Here is a 16,374-nt window from a genome sequence, read left to right as displayed (position 1 = left end):
CCGGTGTTGCGACGACCCCTGGAATCCGCCGTGTTTCCGCAGCTAGCGGGCCGTTCGTACTGTGTGTGGCGGGTGAAGGATTCGAACCTTCGTAGGCTGAGCCGACGGATTTACAGTCCTCCGTCGTTCATCTGACTTCACGGCGCTGACCTGCAACTCCGCCGATTTTTGGCGAGGGCCTGGACGTGGTCGTCCGCGGATCGTCCGTCGTTTGGCCAGACTATTCGTCGGGCTTGGCTTGCCACAGCGCGCTGACCGGCATCGCCCGGAGTCGATCGCCGAAGGGCAGCGTTGCTGTGCCGGTGTAGAGAACAACGCCGAGCACGAAATCGTCAGCGAGCCGGTCCGCGAGCCGGCGTAGGCCGCGGAAGTCGTCCGGGCCGACAGTGGAGGCTGCCTTGACCTCGACGCCGACCACCCGACCACGCCGGTCCTCGAGGACGGCATCGACCTCGAACTTCGAATGGTCACGGTAGTGATAGAGGTCGACCATCGTCTCCGACCAGGTGCGTTGGCGTGCCAGTTCGGAGAGCACGAAGGTCTCCAGCAACGGACCGAAGGGGCCGCCGGGTCGCAGCAGCGCCCGGGCATCGACGGAGAGTTCCTGCGCGGCGATGCCAGAGTCGACGAAGACCAGCTTCGACGACGCGGTCGCGCGTGTTCCCAGGTTCCGGGACCAGCCGGGCACTCGTTTGACGAGGAAAATCTCCTCCAGGGCCTGCAGATAGCGGCTGATCGTCGGTCGGGACAGGCCAAGGTCGGATCCGATTTTGCCGTCGGCGTGCACGATCGTGCCGGTTCGGGCGGCGAGCAGGCGGACCAGGCGCCTTAGTTCGTCTTTGCGCTGGATATCCGCGAGTTGGCTGACGTCCCGATCGATGAGGGACTGCACGTAGGCATCGTGGAAACGGGCACGCCGACGCGGGTCGCTGCGGCTCACCGCCTCGGGCAGCCCACCCCGGACGATGCGTTGGGTGTAATCGGCGCGAGTTGCCTCTGACTCGACACGCAAGTCCGCGCCGAGATCGAACGCGGCGTCGATAAAGCGGTCCGGGGTTCCGTCGATCTCGCCTTGGCTGAACGGCCAGAGTTCGATCGTCTCCATTCGGCCGGGTAGTGCGTCCGGCGCGGCGGCCATACCGAATAGTTGGGACGACCCGGTCAGCAGGTAGCGCCCCGGGCGGGGGTCCTCGTCGACGGCTGACTTGATTGCTAGCAGCAAGTCAGGAGCTCGCTGAATCTCGTCGATGACTAGGAGGGACTCGGTCTCGACGAATCCGACTGGGTCGGTGAGAGCAGCCGCCCGGTCCTGAGGCTTGTCGAGATCCCGCCTCTCGCCGGCATGGTCCCCGGCCACCACGCGAACCAAGGTGCTCTTTCCCGCTTGGCGTGCTCCGCTGATCAGCACGACCCGGGTGTCAACGAGCGCCTCAGCGACCTGACCAGCTACTTTCCTCGGGATCAACGGAGAGATCACGCTTCGACCCTAGCGCATCGCATGTTCGTTATGCGACGAGTTGATGTTTCATTCGCGAGCCTTCGGCTTTACGCTCGCGGCAAGGGCACCTTCTCCCTGCGGCCGATGCGAAACACTCAGCCAACGCCACCATCCTCCTCGGCGGCCGTTTCCTAGCTGTCCGCCGTAGGCAAATCCGCCGCTGGCCGCTGGCACTTTTAATCTGCGGGTCTGTTAACCAGTGCTATCTACTGCGATCTTCTGTTAGCCGTGAAGTACATAAACGTCATTTCGGGCAGGCGGCGGACGTCGCTTCAGGAATCCACGGGCTCACGCCGGGCTCAACGGTCGCTTCTGTCGGAGGCCGCGCTGCGCTGGCGGTCGGCCAGACTCCGCGCCCGGCCGCCCCTTGCCGTTTGCGGCCCGCGATGAGCGGGAGTCGCCCTTCCCGGGTCATCCCCAGAAGATGCAAGGGGTCGCGGTCGAGTTCCTCGAGGAGCTCGGCAACGTGCGGAGACGGCGGGAACAGGTCGTAGGCGTGGAAGCGGAGATTGCGGTCGCGCCAGTAGAGCTGCCAAGTCCGGTCGGCCATCGTGTAGCGCAAGCGGGCGACCGGCAGCGTCGTCTACGGCGAGTCGTCCTCGGTATACGGCGCCCGGCGTTCCACGATCGTCAGGTGCCGGGCCGCCACCTCGCACTCCACCCGGACCTGATGCAGGGCGCGCTCGGGGACCCGATCGGCACACCACTTCTGGACCCGTACGACATCCAGTCCGGTAGTGCCACCCGCCCAGCCTTCCACCGCGCGGTGACGGAGGCCTCCCCAGGGCATGCGATGCCGGCCGGAATCAGCCCCGCGACACGCCGCCACGGCGCCCACGACCCGCCGATCGCCGTCCGGACGTTGTCCGCCGTGCGTCCGGCCCCAGTGATAGCCGGTGGAACACAGTGGGACACAACCGGACACCCTCCCGCCCGCCCCGGCCGCAAAGCCAGCGGACACGACAACGGCCCCTGCCCAGCGTTTCCGCTGGCCAGAGGCCGTTTCACCCAGGCGTGGCGGGTGAAGGATTCGAACCTTCGTAGGCTGAGCCGACGGATTTACAGTCCGCTCCCTTTGGCCACTCGGGCAACCCGCCTGGGGACTTGCACTTGCTGTACTGCCAAGAGGGAGGATAGCCAATGACCTAGCCCGGGCACCAATCAGGTACCCGACACAACCGGGAGGAGCAGCACACAGTGGCGGACTCGTCGTTCGACGTCGTCAGCAAGGTCGACCGGCAGGAGGTCGACAACGCCCTCAACCAGGCCGCCAAGGAGCTCAGCCAGCGGTTCGACTTCCGTGGCACGAACGCGTCGGTCAGCTGGGCGGGGGAAGAGGCGGTCACGTTCCAGGCCGACACCGAGGAACGCCTGCTCGCGGCGCTCGAGGTGTTCAAGGACAAGCTCGTCAAGCGGGGCATCAGCCTCAAGGCGTTCGACGCCGGGGATCCTCAGCAGTCGGGCAAGTCCTACAAGCTGTCCGGGACGATCGTCCAGGGCATCGAGAGCGAGAAGGCGAAGAAGATCGCCAAGGCCATCCGGGACGAGGGCTTCAAGGGCGTCCAGGCCCAGATCCAGGGTGACCAGCTGCGGGTCAGCGGCAAGAAGCGCGACGACCTGCAGGCCGTGATCGCTCTGCTCAAGAACGAGGACTTCGGCATCCCGCTGCAGTTCGTCAACTACCGCTGAGTCGGCGGAAAGCGGTCCCGTCACGTCGGGCTCCGGCTCGTCCGACCGGGACCGCTTCCGCGTAGCACCGTCGGCGGCGGGCCACCCGAGCCGGCCGTTCCGATTCGGTCAGGTCTAGCTCAGCCAGCGGCGGCCCTGGCCGACCAGCACACGGCCGAACTGCAACTCGGGAAAATGCGCTCCGGCGCCCAGCGTCGCCGGGTCCTCCAGCTCCCGGAACAACCGTTCACGTACCCGCGAAGCCATTTCGGGGTCCGCGTCCCCGATCGACTGCCAGGTCGGTTCGTCCAGCTGAACCGGACACACGATCGCGTCCCCGAGCAGGAACGCGCGTGCTCCGCCCGAGGCCACGATCACGCTCAGATGCCCCGGCGTGTGCCCGGGTGTCATCGTGACCGACACTCCGGGAGCGATCGTCATGTCCTCGGACACCGGCCGCAACCGCGACGATCCGCGGAACCCGGCCCGGATGTGGTCGAACATCCAGACCGCGGGGTCCAGCACGAAGTGGTCCCACTCCGGAGCCCCGAACCAGATCGTCGCGTTGCCGAACGTCGGTGCCGCCGAACGGTCGAAGAGCCAGCCCGTGTGGTCGGAATGGAGGTGCGTGCAGATCACGTCCGTGACGTCGGCCACCGCTACCCCGAGCGCGCGCAACCCCACCGGCAACTGCCCACCCACGAGCAGCCGCCGCGGGCCGCTTTCGCGCATCTGCGGCCCCATCCCGCAGTCGACCAGGATCGTCCGGTCACCGGTGCGGACGAGAAAACACCCGATCGGCAGGAACGCGAACCCGTCCGAGCCGAACAGGTCCTCGTGCCCCTCAGCGCGCACGTGGTCGCCGAAATACTCCGGCGACGCACGGAACGTCCCGTCGGCTAGCGGATGAACGTCGATGTCACCGATCAGCATCGCGGCTACCGGTTCGCGTAGATCCGTGACGGGGTGATCAGCACCGCGGTGCGACCCTCCGCCGTCATCACCCGGTCGTACTCGTCAAAATCGTCGTGCGTGCCGCCGGCCGCGGTGAAGACCTCACGCAACAGCAACCGCAACCGCTCGGCGTCGACGCCGCCGAGCGGATCGTCCGGCCCGATCAGCTGAGCCTTACCCTCGACGGCGACCCACTCCCAGCCGACCCGCAGAACCACCGTGGTCTGTGGCCGTTCGCGCAGGTTGGCGAGCTTGCGTGAGCCGCCGATGGCCACGTATCCGACGACCTCGTCGCCGCTCACCGGATGGGCGAGCACGCCCGCGTTGACCACCGACGACTGAATGCTCCCGTCGGCCCGCGACGTCGAAACCACGACGAGCCCGTGCTCACGCGTGACGAGACGCGCGACATCCGTGAGGTCGGCCATGCGCCGACTGTATGCCTCCGGGCCGAGCCCAACTACGCCTGTGGACAGACGAAAACGGGGTCTCCCGAAAACTAGGCTCGATGCCGTGGTGACCGAACGTGTCGAATCCTGGCTGCGCCGGCGTCCGGTGCTGGCCGACGCCGGAGTGGCGCTGCTGCTCTGGTCGGTCGACCTGCTCCTCCGGTCGAACCTGGTCTTCGCCGGGCTGCTCGCCGGCACTCTGCTGCTGCGTCGCACGCGCCCGGTCTGGTGCGCCGGGCTGGTCACGGTCATCGCGTTCGCGCAGTGGCTGCTGCTCCCGCACATCGTGCTGCTGGTCGCCGATCTGGCGGTGCCGCTCGCGGTCCACGCCACCGCCGCCTACGGCCCCCGCTGGGCCTCCCGCGCGATGTTGACCGCCGGTCTGATCGGGGCCGGTCTCGGCGCTTCCACCTGGCCTCCGGTGGCGGAGGCGACGCTGGGCAGCCATGCGCTCTTCGGCGCCGCGATGGCCAGTTTCGTGCTCACCGGCTGGGCGCTGGGGGCGTTGAAACGGGTCCGGGTGGAACGTCTCGCGGCGCTGGAGGTCGAGCGCGACCAGAAGGCGCGGCTCGCGGTGTCGGCCGAGCGCACCCGAATCGCCCGCGAGATGCACGACGTCGTCGCCCACTCGCTCGCGATCGTGATCTCGCAGGCCGACGGTGGCCGCTACGCAGGCTCGCCCGAGGCCGCGCAGGCCGCGCTCACCACGATCGGCGAGACCGGCCGCCGGGCGATGGGCGAGACCCGCCGCCTCCTCGGCCTCCTCCGCGAGGAGCCCGATCCCCGCACTCCCCAGCCGAGCCTGGACGACGTGCCCCAGCTGGTCGAGCAGGTCCGCGCCGACGGCCTCGACGTCGACCTCCGCTTCGACCCGCCACCGGCCCCGGTCGGGTCCGGTCTCGGCCTGGCCGTCTACCGGATCGTCCAGGAGAGCCTCACGAACGTGGTGAAACACGCCGGGCCGGCGGCCCGCGCCGCGGTCGAGGTGCGCTGGTCCCACAACGAACTACAACTACGCATTTCCGACGACGGGCAAGGCGCCATCGGCGGCAGTGGCAGTGGGCAACGCGGCGGCGGTGGCAGTGGGCACCGCGGCGGCGGTGGCAGTGGGCAACGCGGCGGCGGTGGCAGTGGGCACCGCGGCGGCGTTGACAGCAGGCCCGGGGGCGGCGGCAGTGGGCACGGCGTCGTCGGGATGCGTGAGCGCGTCGCGGCGTACGGTGGCACGATCCGGACCGGACCGGGGCGGTGGGGAGGGCACGAGGTGTGCGCACGAATCCCGACGTCCCCGTGATCTCGGTGCTGCTCGTCGACGACCAGCTGCTGGTGCGGGCGGGGTTCCGGCTGGTCATCGATTCGCAGCCCGATCTGACCGTGGTCGGCGAGGTGGGGGACGGCGTGGCAGCGGTCGCCGAGGCCGAGCGCGTGCGCCCTGATCTGGTGTTGATGGACGTCCGGATGCCGATCATGGACGGGATCGAGGCGACCCGGCGCATCACCGCGCTCGTCGAGCCGCCGAAGGTGGTCGTCCTGACCACGTACGACCTGGACGAGAACGCGTTGGCGGCGATCCGGGCCGGCGCCAGCGGGTTCCTGCTCAAGGACGGTGCGCCGGAGGACATGCTGGCCGCGCTGCGGACCGTGCACGCCGGCGATGCGGTGATCGCCCCGTCGACGACCCGGCGGTTGTTGGACATGCTGGCGCCGGGGTCGGATCCGGCCGCCGTGCGGGCGGTGGAGTCGCTCACCGAGCGTGAACGGGACGTGCTCGTCGCGATGGCACGCGGCTTCTCCAACGCGGAGATCGCCGAGCGGCTGCTCGTCTCGACCGGCACGGTCAAGACCCACGTCGGGCGCATCCTCCACAAACTCGCCGCCCGTGACCGAGTCCAGGCCGTCGTCTGCGCCTACGAATCCGGCCTGATCCGCCCCGGCCGCTGACCCACGTCAATCCGCCCCGGCGCACATCACCCCAGTCCGGTCCGGCGCGCGACAACTCGCGTCACCCACGCCGCGCCCCGTACGGGCCCGTACAGCAGTTCCCCTCGCCGGCCGCCGGCCCGGGAGCGGCCCGGGGCGCGGCGGCTCCGCCCGCGTGCGATCCCGGCCGACAGGCACGACGGCGACCGGGACCCACGCGGAACTCTCGGGGAGGTGCCGCCCTCGGGTCGTCCGGGCCACACCGCCGGTCCGGCCACGAACCGATGAAAATCCGGCCTCGCGTGGATCTCACCTAGCAACAGCCATGCGAGCAAGGAGCACGAGCATGAAGGACTTGACCGGTAAGACGGCGGTGGTGGTCGGAGCTAGCCGGGGCCTGGGCCGCGGCGTCGCCGTCGCGTTTGCGGAGAGTGGTGCGCAGGTCGTGGCCGTCGCCCGGAACCCGGTGGCCCTCGACGAGGTGGCCACGGCACACGAGAACATTCGCCCCGAGGTCGCGGACGGGGCCGATCCCGCGGCGGCCTGGACCCTCGTGGATCGCTACCGGCCACAATTCCTGGTCCTCGTCGCCGGGGCCGTTCCGGTGATGCACCCCCTGCACCAGCACACCTGGGAGACCTTCTCCACGAACTGGCACAGCGACGTGAAAATAGCGTTCCACTGGCTGCGTGAGTCCCTGCTCGCACCGCTCGATGCCGGTAGCCGGATCGTCGTGGTCAGCAGCGGGGCCGCGGTCAACGGTTCTCCCGCCAGCGGTGGATACGCGGGCGCCAAGGCCACTCAACGATTCATCGCGAACTATGCCCAGGCGGAAGCAGACCGGGCCGGGCTGGGCCTGACCATCACCGCCGTGTTGCCGCAACTGACCTCGGCCGGGGAGGTGGGCCGGCAGGGCATCCGCGCCTACGCGGCACGCAACGACCAGACCGAGGTTGCCTTCGTCAGCCAGCGGGGTCCGCTGTTGACTCCGGAAGCCGCCGGTGCCACCCTGCTCGACCTGGTCACCGCTGACCCCGCGACGACGGCACCTGGCTACGTCCTGCTCGGCGAAGGTCTGCGCCCACTGCCGTGACCGCTCCGGCCGCGGCCGGAACCATGGCGCCCCGCTACCCGCCGCTCGTCGACGGTTCTGCGCCGACGGCTTCGGCTGCGGCGCGAACTGGTGATGACCGGTTCCGCAGACAGGCGATGAATTTCGTCCCTTGCGCGGATCTAAGCCTGTGACGAACGAAATTGAGCTGATCGGGGCGATGATGAGGACGAGCCACCCGGCTGCGACACGGAGCAGTCGATGACGGTCCTGGAGGGCGCGACGTCCCGGCTGCTGACCGACCGCGACTTCGCCCAGCGAACCGATGCGTACCGGCCGGAACTGCTGGGGTACGCCTACCGCATGCTCGGCGGACTGCACGACGCCGAGGACGCGGTGCAGGAGACATTGCTGCGGGCGTGGCAGGCCCGCGCGCAGTTCGCCGGGAGGTCGTCGCTGCGCACGTGGCTGTACCGGATCGCCACCAACGTGTGTCTGCGGGCGGTCGAACGGTCCGGCCGCCGGCCGCTGCCCTCCGGGCTCGGCCCGTCCGACCTCGGTGAGGAAACGACCTGGCTGCAGCCGGTCCCGGACGTCTGGGTCCTTCCCGCCGACGCTGACCCGGCCGCGCTGGCGGTGGCACGCAGCAGTGTGCGGCTGGCGTTCGTCGCCGCGCTCCAGCACCTGCCGGCCCGGCAACGCGCGGCGCTGCTCCTGCGCGACGTGTTCGCCTGGCCCGCCGCGGACGTCGCCGAGTTGCTCGGAGTCAGCGTCGCCGCGGTGACCAGCGCGCTTCAACGAGCACGTGCTCAACTGACCCGGTTCCCGTCGATCGAGGACGACCTGCAGGACCCGACGGATCCCGACCTGCGCGCACTCGTGGAGCAGTACGCGACGGCCTTCGAGAACGCCGACGTCGACGCACTGGTCCGGTTGCTGCGCCACGACGTGGTGTGGGAGATGCCACCGCTGCGACAGTGGTTCGTCGGCCGCGAACCGGTCGGCCGGTTCCTGGCCACGACCGTGTTCGGTGTCGCCGGGCCCTGGAAGATCGTCGCCACCACCGCGAACGGACGCCCCGCCCTGGCGACGTACCTGGCCGGCCCGGACGGTCGGCCGCACGCCCATGCCCTGCAGGTGCTCGAGCCCACCCCCACCGGCATCGCCGCCGTCGTGGCCTTCCTCGACCCCGCCCTGTTCGAGGTTTTCGGCCTGCCCGCGTCGCGCTGATCCGCACTTTCCATCCGTACGACGATCACGGAGCACACCCATGCCCGAAACCCCTTCCGCGCGTCGCGGCTGGACGCTGGTCCTGGCCTCGCTCGGCAGCTTCCTCGCCGCACTCGACGTCGTCGTGGTCGCCACGGCGCTGCCGGTGCTGCGTACCCAGCTGGGCGCGAGCCTGTCCCAGTTGGAATGGACCCTCAACGCCTACAACCTGGCTTTCGCCTGCCTCATCCTCAGCGGCGCGGCGCTCGGTGACCGCTTCGGCCGGCGGCGCCTGTACGTCACCGGGCTCGTCGTCTTCACCCTGGCGTCGGTCGCCGCGGCCGTGGCCACCGACGCGGGCACGCTGATCACGGCCCGCGTCGTTCAAGGGGCGGGAGCGGCAATCGTCCTTCCGCTGTCGCTGGTGCTGATCAGCGAAGCGTTCCCGATCGGCAAGCGCAGCGTCGCGATCGGCATCTGGGGCGGCGTCTCCGGTCTCGGTGTCGCCGCCGGCCCGGTCCTGGGCGGCGCGGTGACCGAAGGACTGTCCTGGCAGTGGATCTTCTGGCTGAACGTGCCCGTCGGGCTGGTCGTGGCGGCGCTCTCCGCGGTGCTGCTGCGAGAGAGCCACGGCCCTCGCTCCCGGCTGGACCTGCCCGGACTACTGCTGGCCGCCGCCGCCCTTTTCGGCCTGACCTGGGCTCCGGTGCGGGCGCCCGAGGTGGGCTGGACCAGCGGGGAGGCGCTCGGCTCGCTCGCCGCCGGTGCCGTGCTGCTCACCGTGTTCCTGGCCTGGGAGCGGCGAGCCGCGTCGCCCATGCTGCCGCTGGGCTACTTCCGCCTCCGCGGCTTCGCCACCGCCAATGCCGTCATCTTCCTGCAGTTCGTTTCTCTGATCGGCTCGCTGTTCCTGATCACCCAGTACTTCCAGATCGGACTGGGCTACCGGCCGTTCGAAGCCGGGCTGCGGCTCCTGCCCTGGGTCGCTATGCCGATGCTCGTCGCGCCGATCGGCGGTGTTCTCGCCACCCGGTTCGGCAACCGGCCGGTGATGCTGATCGGGATGCTGCTCCAAGGCGTAGGCCTGGGCTGGCTCGCCGCTGTCGCCTCGACGAGCGTCGGCTACGGCACTGTGGTCGGGCCGCTGATCGTCGCCGGCGTCGGCATCGCCCTGGTCTTCCCGACCACCGCGGACGCGGTCGTGGCCGCGGTGCCGCCCCGCGACTCCGGGGTGGCGGCCGGCACCAACAGTGCGCTGCGTGAGCTCGGCGGCGTCTTCGGTGTGGCGATCCTGGCGGCGATCTTCGCTGCTCACGGCGGCTACGCCACCCCCACGCAGTTCACCGACGGGTTCCGCGCCGCGATGATCATCGCCGCGTTCACCCCGCTGCTCGGCGCGGTCGCGGCCGCCTTCGCCCCCGGCAAGCCGCGCCCCACCGCTGACCCGGAACCGGTCGGGACTCCGACGGGTGCGCGGGTCGGGTGACGAGCGATTCCGGGCGGCGGAGTCCCCGACGGCTGGGCGCGGTCCCTCTCCGGGCCGATGCGGTCCGGCCCGGCGGCAGACGCGGACGGGGCCGTCGGCTACCTAGCGTCGGCGACGCCCCGAGGCCGTCCCGGTCTCGACCCGACGCGAAGGAATCGGATGCGTCTCACCCCACCCCGCGCCGCGCTGGCCGTTGCGACCGTCGCCACCGCACTTGCCGGAGCGGTCGCCGTCGCCGCCCCACCAGCGACCGCGCAACCCCCAGCGGCCACCCGTCACCAGGCGGCGCCGCTGCTCACGTTGCCCGAACCCACCGGCACGTACGCGGTCGGGACCACGCCGCTGCACCTCGTCGACACCGACCGGGCCGATCCCTGGGGCGACGGCAAACAGCGCCGCGAACTGATGATCAACATCTGGTACCCGGCGCGGACGGCCGCCGGCCACACCCGATTCCCGTGGCTCACCCCGGCGGAAGCGGGCCCGGTCGGCCGCGACTTCGTGCAGACGCTCACCGGCGCGCCCGGCGTCGTCGGTGGCGTGGACGCGGTGCGAACGCACGGGGCGGTGGGAGCGCCGGTCGCGAGGAAGCCGGGCGGTCACCCGGTCGTGCTGTTCTCGCCGGGGTACGGCGCCGAGCGCAACTCCAGCGCCGCGCTGGTGGAGGACCTGGCCAGCCGGGGCTACGTCGTCGTGACGATCGATCACCCGCACGACGCGACGGCCGTGCGGTTCCCGGACGGGCGCACCGTGCCGAACACGATAAACGCGCTCCTGGAGAAGGACCCCGACACGGTCATCCGCAAGGCGCTCGACGTCCGGGTCGCCGACACCCGGTTCGTCCTCGACGAGCTGCAGGCGCGCCACCCGCGCTGGATGCGGCTGGAGCACGTGGGCATGGTGGGGCACTCGCTCGGCGGCGCGACCGCGGCTCAGGTCGCGCACGACGACCCCCGCGTGACCGCCGGCATCGACATGGACGGCAACCCGTACGGCTCGGTGGTCACCGACGGCCTCGACAAGCCGTTCCTGCAGATCGCCAGCGGCAGCACCACGCGGGAGAACACCCCGGACTGGGGCACGTTCTCCGACCATCTCCGCGGTTGGCACCGCGAGATCAAGGTCGTCGGCACCGAGCACCTGAGCTTCCACGACGTCGTCCTGGCCCGGGCGAAGCTGGCGGAGATCCCCGGCATCGCACCCGCGATCCTGACGGAGGCGTTCGGGACGCTCGACGGCCGCCGGACCGTCACGCTGGAGCGGGCCTACGTGAGCGCGTTCTTCGATCTGCACCTGCGCGGGGTCGACCGGCACCTGTTCGACCGGGCCGTCCCAGCGTTCCCAGAGGTCACACTCGTCTGAGGGCCATCTCAGGGACGATCTCCGGTGCTTCCCCGATGGGCGGGGAACCGATGCGGCGCGACGCTGGAGGGACGAAATCCTCGTCCATCGGAGAGAGCCGTGGAGATCGACGGAATCATTTCTGCCCTCATCATCGGCACGATCATCGGTGTGCTCGGCCGACTGGTCGTCCCGGGTAAGCAGCACGTCGGCTGGCTGATGACGCTTGTCGTCGGCATCGTCGCCGCGCTCGTCGGCACGGGTGTCGCGAGCGTTCTCGGTGTCGCCGACACGCCGGGTGTCGACTGGATCGAGCTGGCCGCGCAGATCGCGCTCGCCGGCGTCGGTGTGTCACTGGTGGCCAACTCCTCGAAGGACCGTCCGAAGATCACCTCCGGACGCTGACGAGCCCCTGGCCGCACGCCCGACCCTCGTCGCGGCCAGGTGACCACTCCCGCCCCGGGCGCTGCCGGGCGGGGGTGGTCGTCCGCGGTCCGGCCACCCCTTCGTTCCGCCGGACCGCGGACATCGGGGGATAGTGGCCCGATGATCGAGGTGGGGCCGCGGCTCGCCGTCGCGCTGGTGTTTCTGACGGTGACCGCCGCCCTGTGGGCGGCCGTGCCGATCGCCGGGATCCTCATCGGCGGCGCGATGACCGCCACGTCGCTGGCCGGACGCCGGGCGCTCGACGAGCTCGAAACGCGCCACGGTGAGGTCGAAGCCGCGTTGTCCCTCGGCTTCCCCGACCGGGACGCCGCACTGGAGATCTGCCGCCCGACGGCCGGGCAGGCGCTCGTGCCCGCGCTCGACCAGACGCGGACGGTCGGCTTGGTCACGCTGCCGGGTGCGTTCGTCGGCGTGCTGCTCGGCGGAGGCAGCGCGGTGGAGGCGGGTGCGACCCAGCTGCTCGTGCTCGTCGGGCTGCTGGCCGTGGAGTCGATGGCCGCCCGCGGACGGCTGGCCCGGACCTAGAACAGCCGCTTCAGCGCGTCGTCGATTCCGGCCGGGAGCTCGATGCGGAACTCGTCGGTGAGCACTGTCCGCAGTTCGGCCAAGGTGTCGATCTCCCGCCGGTCGGCGGTGCCGTCGGCCGCGTACGCGGTGAAGGAGCGTCCGGCCAGCGCCAACCGGCGCCCGTCCCGCGTCGGCCTGGCCACGGTCAGGCCCCGGACGAAATGCGATTTCGGCGACGTCGAGAGGAACCAGTTCGGCGCCTCGTCGTCCACCGCGAAGGCGGGGGTGAGTTCGAACCGGTAGGTCGTGCGCCATTCGCCGCGCAACCGCACCTGCTGGCGCCACGCGCCGAGCGGGTTCTCCGAGTGGAGGAGCCGGAAGACACCGTGCGGGGTTTCCTGCTCGATGTCCGGCTCCACGCGTAGCGGTGCGGTGAGCGTCATCGCGCCGAAACCGACGTCGGTGATGTAGGGCGTCCCCGCCAGGTCGACCCGGATCAGTTTGTGTCCGCGCGGGGTGACGTCGTCGTCGGAGCCGCCCCAGACGACGCGGGCCTGCAGCCCGTGCGTGGTGAACCCGATCTCGTCCAGCGCGGATTTCAGCAGGCGGTTGTGTTCGAAGCAGTAACCGCCCCGATGACGGTCCACCAGCTTCGTGCTCAGCGTGTTCAGGTCCACCGGGACGCCGGAGAACGGGTCGAGGTTCTCGAACGGGATCGTCGTGGCGTGGGCGTAGGTCAGCGCTTCCAAGGTTCGGAGGTCGGGTGCGACCGGGCCGTCGTGCCCGATCCGGGTCAGATACGCGTTGCTCATGCTTTCCACCGTCACATCTGCACTGTGGTTGAGGTCAAGCGTGGATGGGTAGAGGGGGCGCACCCCTCCGGATCGGTCGGTGATGCCCGTGTCTGTCGGTCGATTACGTCCCTTCGCCGTGAGCCTGCTTCTCGTGGCCGCGTTCCTGACGGCCTGCTCCAGCGACGATTCCCGGACGACGATCACGTTCTTCCAATTCAAGCCCGAAGCCCAGGCCTACTTCCGGGACCTGGCGGATCAGTTCGAGAAAGCCAACCCCGACGTCCGGATCGTCGTGGACAACCCGGCCGAACCCGAGACCGCGCTGCGCACGCGGCTGGTGAAGAACGACGTCCCCGACGTGATGTCGCTGAACGCGAACGGCGCGTACGGCGAATGGGCCACGGCCGAGATCTTCCGTGATTTCCGGGACGAGCCGATTCTCGACGACGTCAATCCGGCCTACGTCGACATCGTCAAGACCCTCGGCCAGGGGACGCCCGGCGAGGTGAACGGAGTTCCGTTCGCGGCCAACGCCAGCGGGCTGCTCTACAACGAGCAACTCTTCGCGCAGCAGAAAATCGCGGTGCCGCGGACGTTCGACGAGCTGATCGACGCGGCGGAGAAGTTCAAAGCGGCCGGCGTCACGCCGTTCTACGGAATGCTCGCCGACACCTGGACCGCACAGTCCCCGCTCGCTCCGCTCACCGCGCAGACCCAGGGCGACACGTTCTTCGAGGATCGGTTCGCGGGTCGGACCGACTTCGCCACCGGCTGGCACGAAGCGATGGACAAGCTCGCCCAGCTCTTCCGGTTCACGCAACCCGATCCGCTGTCCAAAGGCTACGAGGACGGCACTACCGCGTTCGCCCGCGGGGAAGTCGCGATGCTGCTGCTCGGCAGCTACGCCGTTCCCCAGATCCGGGCCGGCAAGCCGAAGTTCCAGGTCGGCAGCATCGCTCTGCCCGCCACCGACGATCCGTCGAAAACGACGCTCGTCTCCGGCGTCGACGTCGTGTTGACGGCTTCGCGCGACGGTGATCACCCCGAAGAATCGCAGCGCTTCATCGATTTCCTGATGGGGGAGCAGGTCATGAGTGAGTACTGCGAGGCTCAGGTGGCCGTGCCCACCCGGAATGGCCTCACGAACACCGACCCGGCGCTCGCCGGCGTCCAGCCGTACGTCGATTCCGGACGGATCGTCGGCTTCACCGACCACCAGTTCATCCCGGCCATCCCGCTCGGCCCGCTCCTGCAGACGTTCGTGGTCGACGGCGACGTCGACGCGTTCCTGCACGACCTGGACGACTCCTGGGACAAGGTCGCGAAGCGCCGCACCTGGGGACTCGGGGCGGTGAAGCAAGGGTGACCGGACGCGTGCCACGGGCGTTCTACCTGATGGTGCTGCCGGCGTTCGTGTTGTTCTTCGTCTTCCACACGATCCCGGTACTGCAAGGTATCTACTACAGCTTCACCGACTCCCCGGGCTACGGCCCGTCCGATCTCGTCGGCTTCCGGAACTACGTCGCGTTGTTCACCGACGGCCGGGTGCTGCACGCCTACTGGTTCACGCTGCTGATCGCGGCGGTGGCGACCGTGCTCGTCAACGTCGTCGCGCTGGCCATCGCGCTCGGGCTCAACAGCCGGATCAAATTCAAGACGACGCTGCGCGGCATCTACTTCATCCCGAACGTGCTCGCGATCCTCGTCGTCGGGTACATCTTCGCCTACCTCTTCAACAATTCGCTGCCGGCGTTCGCGTCGAAGCTCGGAATCGACTCGCTCTCCACCTCGCTGCTCACCGATTCCTCGACGGCCTGGATCGGAATCGTGGTCCTGGCGGTCTGGCAGGCGGCCGCGTTCAACATCATCATCTACATCGCCGGTCTGCAGACCGTCCCGGCCGACCTCTACGAAGCCGCCGACCTCGACGGCGCGTCGACCTGGCGGCGGTTCCGCAGCATCACGTTCCCGATGATCGCCGGGTTCTTCACGATCAACATGGTGCTGTCGCTCAAATCGTTCCTGCAGATCTTCGACCACATCATGGCGCTGACGAACGGTGGCCCGGGCACGGACACCGAGTCGGTGTCGGTGCTGATCTACAAAGGCGGGTTCCAGGGCGGCGAGTACGGCTATCAGAGCGCGAACTCGGTCGTCTTCTTCGTCATCATCGTGGCGCTCTCGATCCTGCAGTTGCGTGTGCTCCAGCGGCGGGAGGTGTCGGTGTGAAAGCGGCCCGGACCAATTGGTGGCTCACGGCACTGCTCGCCGTACTGGCGCTGACGATCCTGATCCCGCTGTACTTCGCGATCGTCACGTCGCTGAAGACGACCGACCAGCTCGGTGGCACCGGATTCGGATTGCCCGACCGGGTGCGGTGGGAGAACTTCGCCGACGCCTGGCGGCTGACCAACTTCCCGAAAACCGCGTTGAACAGCGCGCTCATCACGGTCGGGGCGGTGGTGCTCACGCTGCTGACGAATTCCATGGTCGCGTACGCGATCGCGCGGAACATGCACCGACGGCTGTTCCGGATCCTCTTCTACTACTTCGTCTCGGCGCTGTTCGTGCCGTTCCCGATCATCATGCTGCCGGTGGCGAAACTGACCGCGCTGCTGCGGCTGGACAATCCCGGCGGCCTGATCCTGCTGTACGTGGTGTACGGGCTCGCGTTCAACATCTTCATTTTCACCGCGTACATCAACTCGATCCCACGCGAGCTGGAGGAAGCAGCGGTCACCGACGGCGCGAGCACCTGGGGTGTGTTCTGGCGGATCATCTTCCCGCTGCTCGCCCCGATGAACGCGACCGTGGGGATCCTGACCTGCCTGTGGGCGTGGAACGACTTCCTGCTGCCGCTGGTGATCCTGTCCGATCCCGGTTCGGCGACGCTCCCGCTGGTGCAATACGTGTTCCAGAGCCAGTTCCAGACGAACTACCCCACAGCGTTCGCGAGCTACCTGATGGCGATGGCGCCGCTGTTGATCGTGTACCTGTTCGCGCAGCGCTGGGTGATCTCCGGAGTTACGCGGGGAGCGATCAAGTGAGGG

At 69.2% G+C, this 16,374-nt stretch carries 15 protein-coding genes, 2 tRNA genes and 2 pseudogenes; 12 read left to right on the top strand and 7 right to left on the bottom strand.

Features of this window, described 5'->3' with window-relative positions; all coding sequences use genetic code 11:
• Window positions 1–66: 66 nt before the first annotated feature.
• The 4 genes and pseudogenes from CRYAR_RS47790 to CRYAR_RS37450 form a co-directional block, all read right to left on the bottom strand.
• Window positions 67–163 (bottom strand) — tRNA-Tyr (locus CRYAR_RS47790).
• 57 nt (window positions 164–220) lie between these two features.
• Window positions 221–1,474 carry a DUF4143 domain-containing protein gene (locus CRYAR_RS37460; RefSeq protein WP_035869391.1) on the bottom strand — a complete coding sequence of 418 codons (1,254 nt, stop codon included), beginning with the start codon at window positions 1,472–1,474 and terminating at the stop codon, window positions 221–223.
• Between the two features lie 268 nt (window positions 1,475–1,742).
• Window positions 1,743–2,288: pseudogene (locus tag CRYAR_RS51435) on the bottom strand (DUF3024 domain-containing protein).
• A gap of 225 nt (window positions 2,289–2,513) precedes the next feature.
• Window positions 2,514–2,595 (bottom strand) — tRNA-Tyr (locus tag CRYAR_RS37450).
• Between the two features lie 100 nt (window positions 2,596–2,695).
• On the opposite strand from CRYAR_RS37450, the gene CRYAR_RS37445 reads away from it, so the two are divergent.
• Window positions 2,696–3,187 (top strand): YajQ family cyclic di-GMP-binding protein, encoded by a 492-nt coding sequence (locus tag CRYAR_RS37445; RefSeq protein ID WP_035857905.1) that lies wholly within the window; start codon window positions 2,696–2,698, stop codon window positions 3,185–3,187.
• A 114-nt stretch (window positions 3,188–3,301) separates the two neighbouring features.
• On the opposite strand, the gene CRYAR_RS37440 is transcribed toward CRYAR_RS37445, so the two are convergent.
• A complete protein-coding gene (locus CRYAR_RS37440; protein WP_051571446.1) occupies window positions 3,302–4,099 on the bottom strand; it encodes an MBL fold metallo-hydrolase in 798 nt (265 codons plus the stop codon).
• Window positions 4,100–4,104: 5 nt separating this feature from the next.
• Window positions 4,105–4,548 (bottom strand): TIGR03618 family F420-dependent PPOX class oxidoreductase, encoded by a 444-nt coding sequence (locus CRYAR_RS37435; protein ID WP_035857904.1) that lies wholly within the window; start codon window positions 4,546–4,548, stop codon window positions 4,105–4,107.
• A gap of 85 nt (window positions 4,549–4,633) precedes the next feature.
• Between CRYAR_RS37435 and CRYAR_RS37430 the strand changes: the two genes are divergently transcribed.
• The 8 genes and pseudogenes from CRYAR_RS37430 to CRYAR_RS37395 all read left to right on the top strand — a co-directional run.
• On the top strand, window positions 4,634–5,863 hold the full coding sequence (locus CRYAR_RS37430) for a sensor histidine kinase (protein WP_035857903.1): 1,230 nt from the start codon (window positions 4,634–4,636) through the stop codon (window positions 5,861–5,863).
• Complete coding sequence (locus CRYAR_RS37425) at window positions 5,836–6,510, top strand: response regulator (RefSeq protein ID WP_245620589.1); 675 nt, start codon at window positions 5,836–5,838, stop codon at window positions 6,508–6,510. Before CRYAR_RS37430 ends, CRYAR_RS37425 begins: the two co-directional genes overlap by 28 nt.
• Before the next feature lie 325 nt (window positions 6,511–6,835).
• Complete coding sequence (locus CRYAR_RS37420; RefSeq protein ID WP_035857902.1) at window positions 6,836–7,582, top strand: SDR family NAD(P)-dependent oxidoreductase; 747 nt, start codon at window positions 6,836–6,838, stop codon at window positions 7,580–7,582.
• A gap of 219 nt (window positions 7,583–7,801) precedes the next feature.
• Window positions 7,802–8,770: a sigma-70 family RNA polymerase sigma factor gene (locus tag CRYAR_RS37415; RefSeq protein ID WP_051571445.1), complete on the top strand. Its 969-nt coding sequence runs from the start codon at window positions 7,802–7,804 to the stop codon at window positions 8,768–8,770.
• 40 nt (window positions 8,771–8,810) lie between these two features.
• Window positions 8,811–10,235 carry an MFS transporter gene (locus tag CRYAR_RS37410; protein WP_035857901.1) on the top strand — a complete coding sequence of 475 codons (1,425 nt, stop codon included), beginning with the start codon at window positions 8,811–8,813 and terminating at the stop codon, window positions 10,233–10,235.
• A gap of 159 nt (window positions 10,236–10,394) precedes the next feature.
• A complete protein-coding gene (locus tag CRYAR_RS37405; RefSeq protein WP_035857900.1) occupies window positions 10,395–11,597 on the top strand; it encodes an alpha/beta hydrolase family protein in 1,203 nt (400 codons plus the stop codon).
• A gap of 99 nt (window positions 11,598–11,696) precedes the next feature.
• Window positions 11,697–11,981 carry a GlsB/YeaQ/YmgE family stress response membrane protein gene (locus CRYAR_RS37400; protein ID WP_035857899.1) on the top strand — a complete coding sequence of 95 codons (285 nt, stop codon included), beginning with the start codon at window positions 11,697–11,699 and terminating at the stop codon, window positions 11,979–11,981.
• Between the two features lie 162 nt (window positions 11,982–12,143).
• A pseudogene (locus tag CRYAR_RS37395) lies at window positions 12,144–12,548 on the top strand (ABC transporter permease); the annotation flags it as partial.
• Here the strand turns inward: CRYAR_RS37395 and CRYAR_RS37390 are convergent.
• Window positions 12,545–13,342, bottom strand: coding sequence for an arylamine N-acetyltransferase family protein (locus tag CRYAR_RS37390; protein ID WP_035857898.1), 798 nt, complete (start codon window positions 13,340–13,342; stop codon window positions 12,545–12,547). The pseudogene CRYAR_RS37395 and the gene CRYAR_RS37390 sit on opposite strands and share 4 nt — an antisense overlap.
• 118 nt (window positions 13,343–13,460) lie before the next feature.
• On the opposite strand from CRYAR_RS37390, the gene CRYAR_RS37385 reads away from it, so the two are divergent.
• Genes CRYAR_RS37385 through CRYAR_RS37375 form a run of 3 tightly spaced genes read left to right on the top strand, consistent with a single transcriptional unit; the run spans window position 13,461 to window position 16,371 of the window.
• Entirely contained in the window at window positions 13,461–14,690 is a 1,230-nt protein-coding gene (locus CRYAR_RS37385; RefSeq protein WP_051571444.1) for an ABC transporter substrate-binding protein, read from the top strand.
• A 29-nt stretch (window positions 14,691–14,719) separates the two neighbouring features.
• Window positions 14,720–15,553, top strand: a complete 834-nt coding sequence (locus CRYAR_RS37380; RefSeq protein ID WP_035869376.1) for an ABC transporter permease subunit — start codon at window positions 14,720–14,722, stop codon at window positions 15,551–15,553.
• On the top strand, window positions 15,550–16,371 hold the full coding sequence (locus CRYAR_RS37375) for a carbohydrate ABC transporter permease (RefSeq protein ID WP_035857894.1): 822 nt from the start codon (window positions 15,550–15,552) through the stop codon (window positions 16,369–16,371). Before CRYAR_RS37380 ends, CRYAR_RS37375 begins: the two co-directional genes overlap by 4 nt.
• Window positions 16,372–16,374 lie beyond the last annotated feature (3 nt).

The organism is Cryptosporangium arvum DSM 44712 (assembly GCF_000585375.1).
In the GTDB taxonomy this organism is placed as follows: Bacteria; Actinomycetota; Actinomycetes; order Mycobacteriales; family Cryptosporangiaceae; genus Cryptosporangium; species Cryptosporangium arvum.
Note: the sequence above shows the minus strand (reverse complement) of the source record. Positions and strands in the feature narration are given on the sequence as shown.

Coding starts and splice junctions, on each gene's coding strand:
- CRYAR_RS37440 (WP_051571446.1), bottom strand. CDS start 4,099: ATGCTGATCGGTGACATCGACGTTCATCCGCTAGCCGACGGGACGTTC.
- CRYAR_RS37435 (WP_035857904.1), bottom strand. CDS start 4,548: ATGGCCGACCTCACGGATGTCGCGCGTCTCGTCACGCGTGAGCACGGG.
- CRYAR_RS37420 (WP_035857902.1), top strand. CDS start 6,836: ATGAAGGACTTGACCGGTAAGACGGCGGTGGTGGTCGGAGCTAGCCGG.
- CRYAR_RS37415 (WP_051571445.1), top strand. CDS start 7,802: ATGACGGTCCTGGAGGGCGCGACGTCCCGGCTGCTGACCGACCGCGAC.
- CRYAR_RS37410 (WP_035857901.1), top strand. CDS start 8,811: ATGCCCGAAACCCCTTCCGCGCGTCGCGGCTGGACGCTGGTCCTGGCC.
- CRYAR_RS37405 (WP_035857900.1), top strand. CDS start 10,395: ATGCGTCTCACCCCACCCCGCGCCGCGCTGGCCGTTGCGACCGTCGCC.
- CRYAR_RS37390 (WP_035857898.1), bottom strand. CDS start 13,342: ATGAGCAACGCGTATCTGACCCGGATCGGGCACGACGGCCCGGTCGCA.
- CRYAR_RS37380 (WP_035869376.1), top strand. CDS start 14,720: ATGGTGCTGCCGGCGTTCGTGTTGTTCTTCGTCTTCCACACGATCCCG.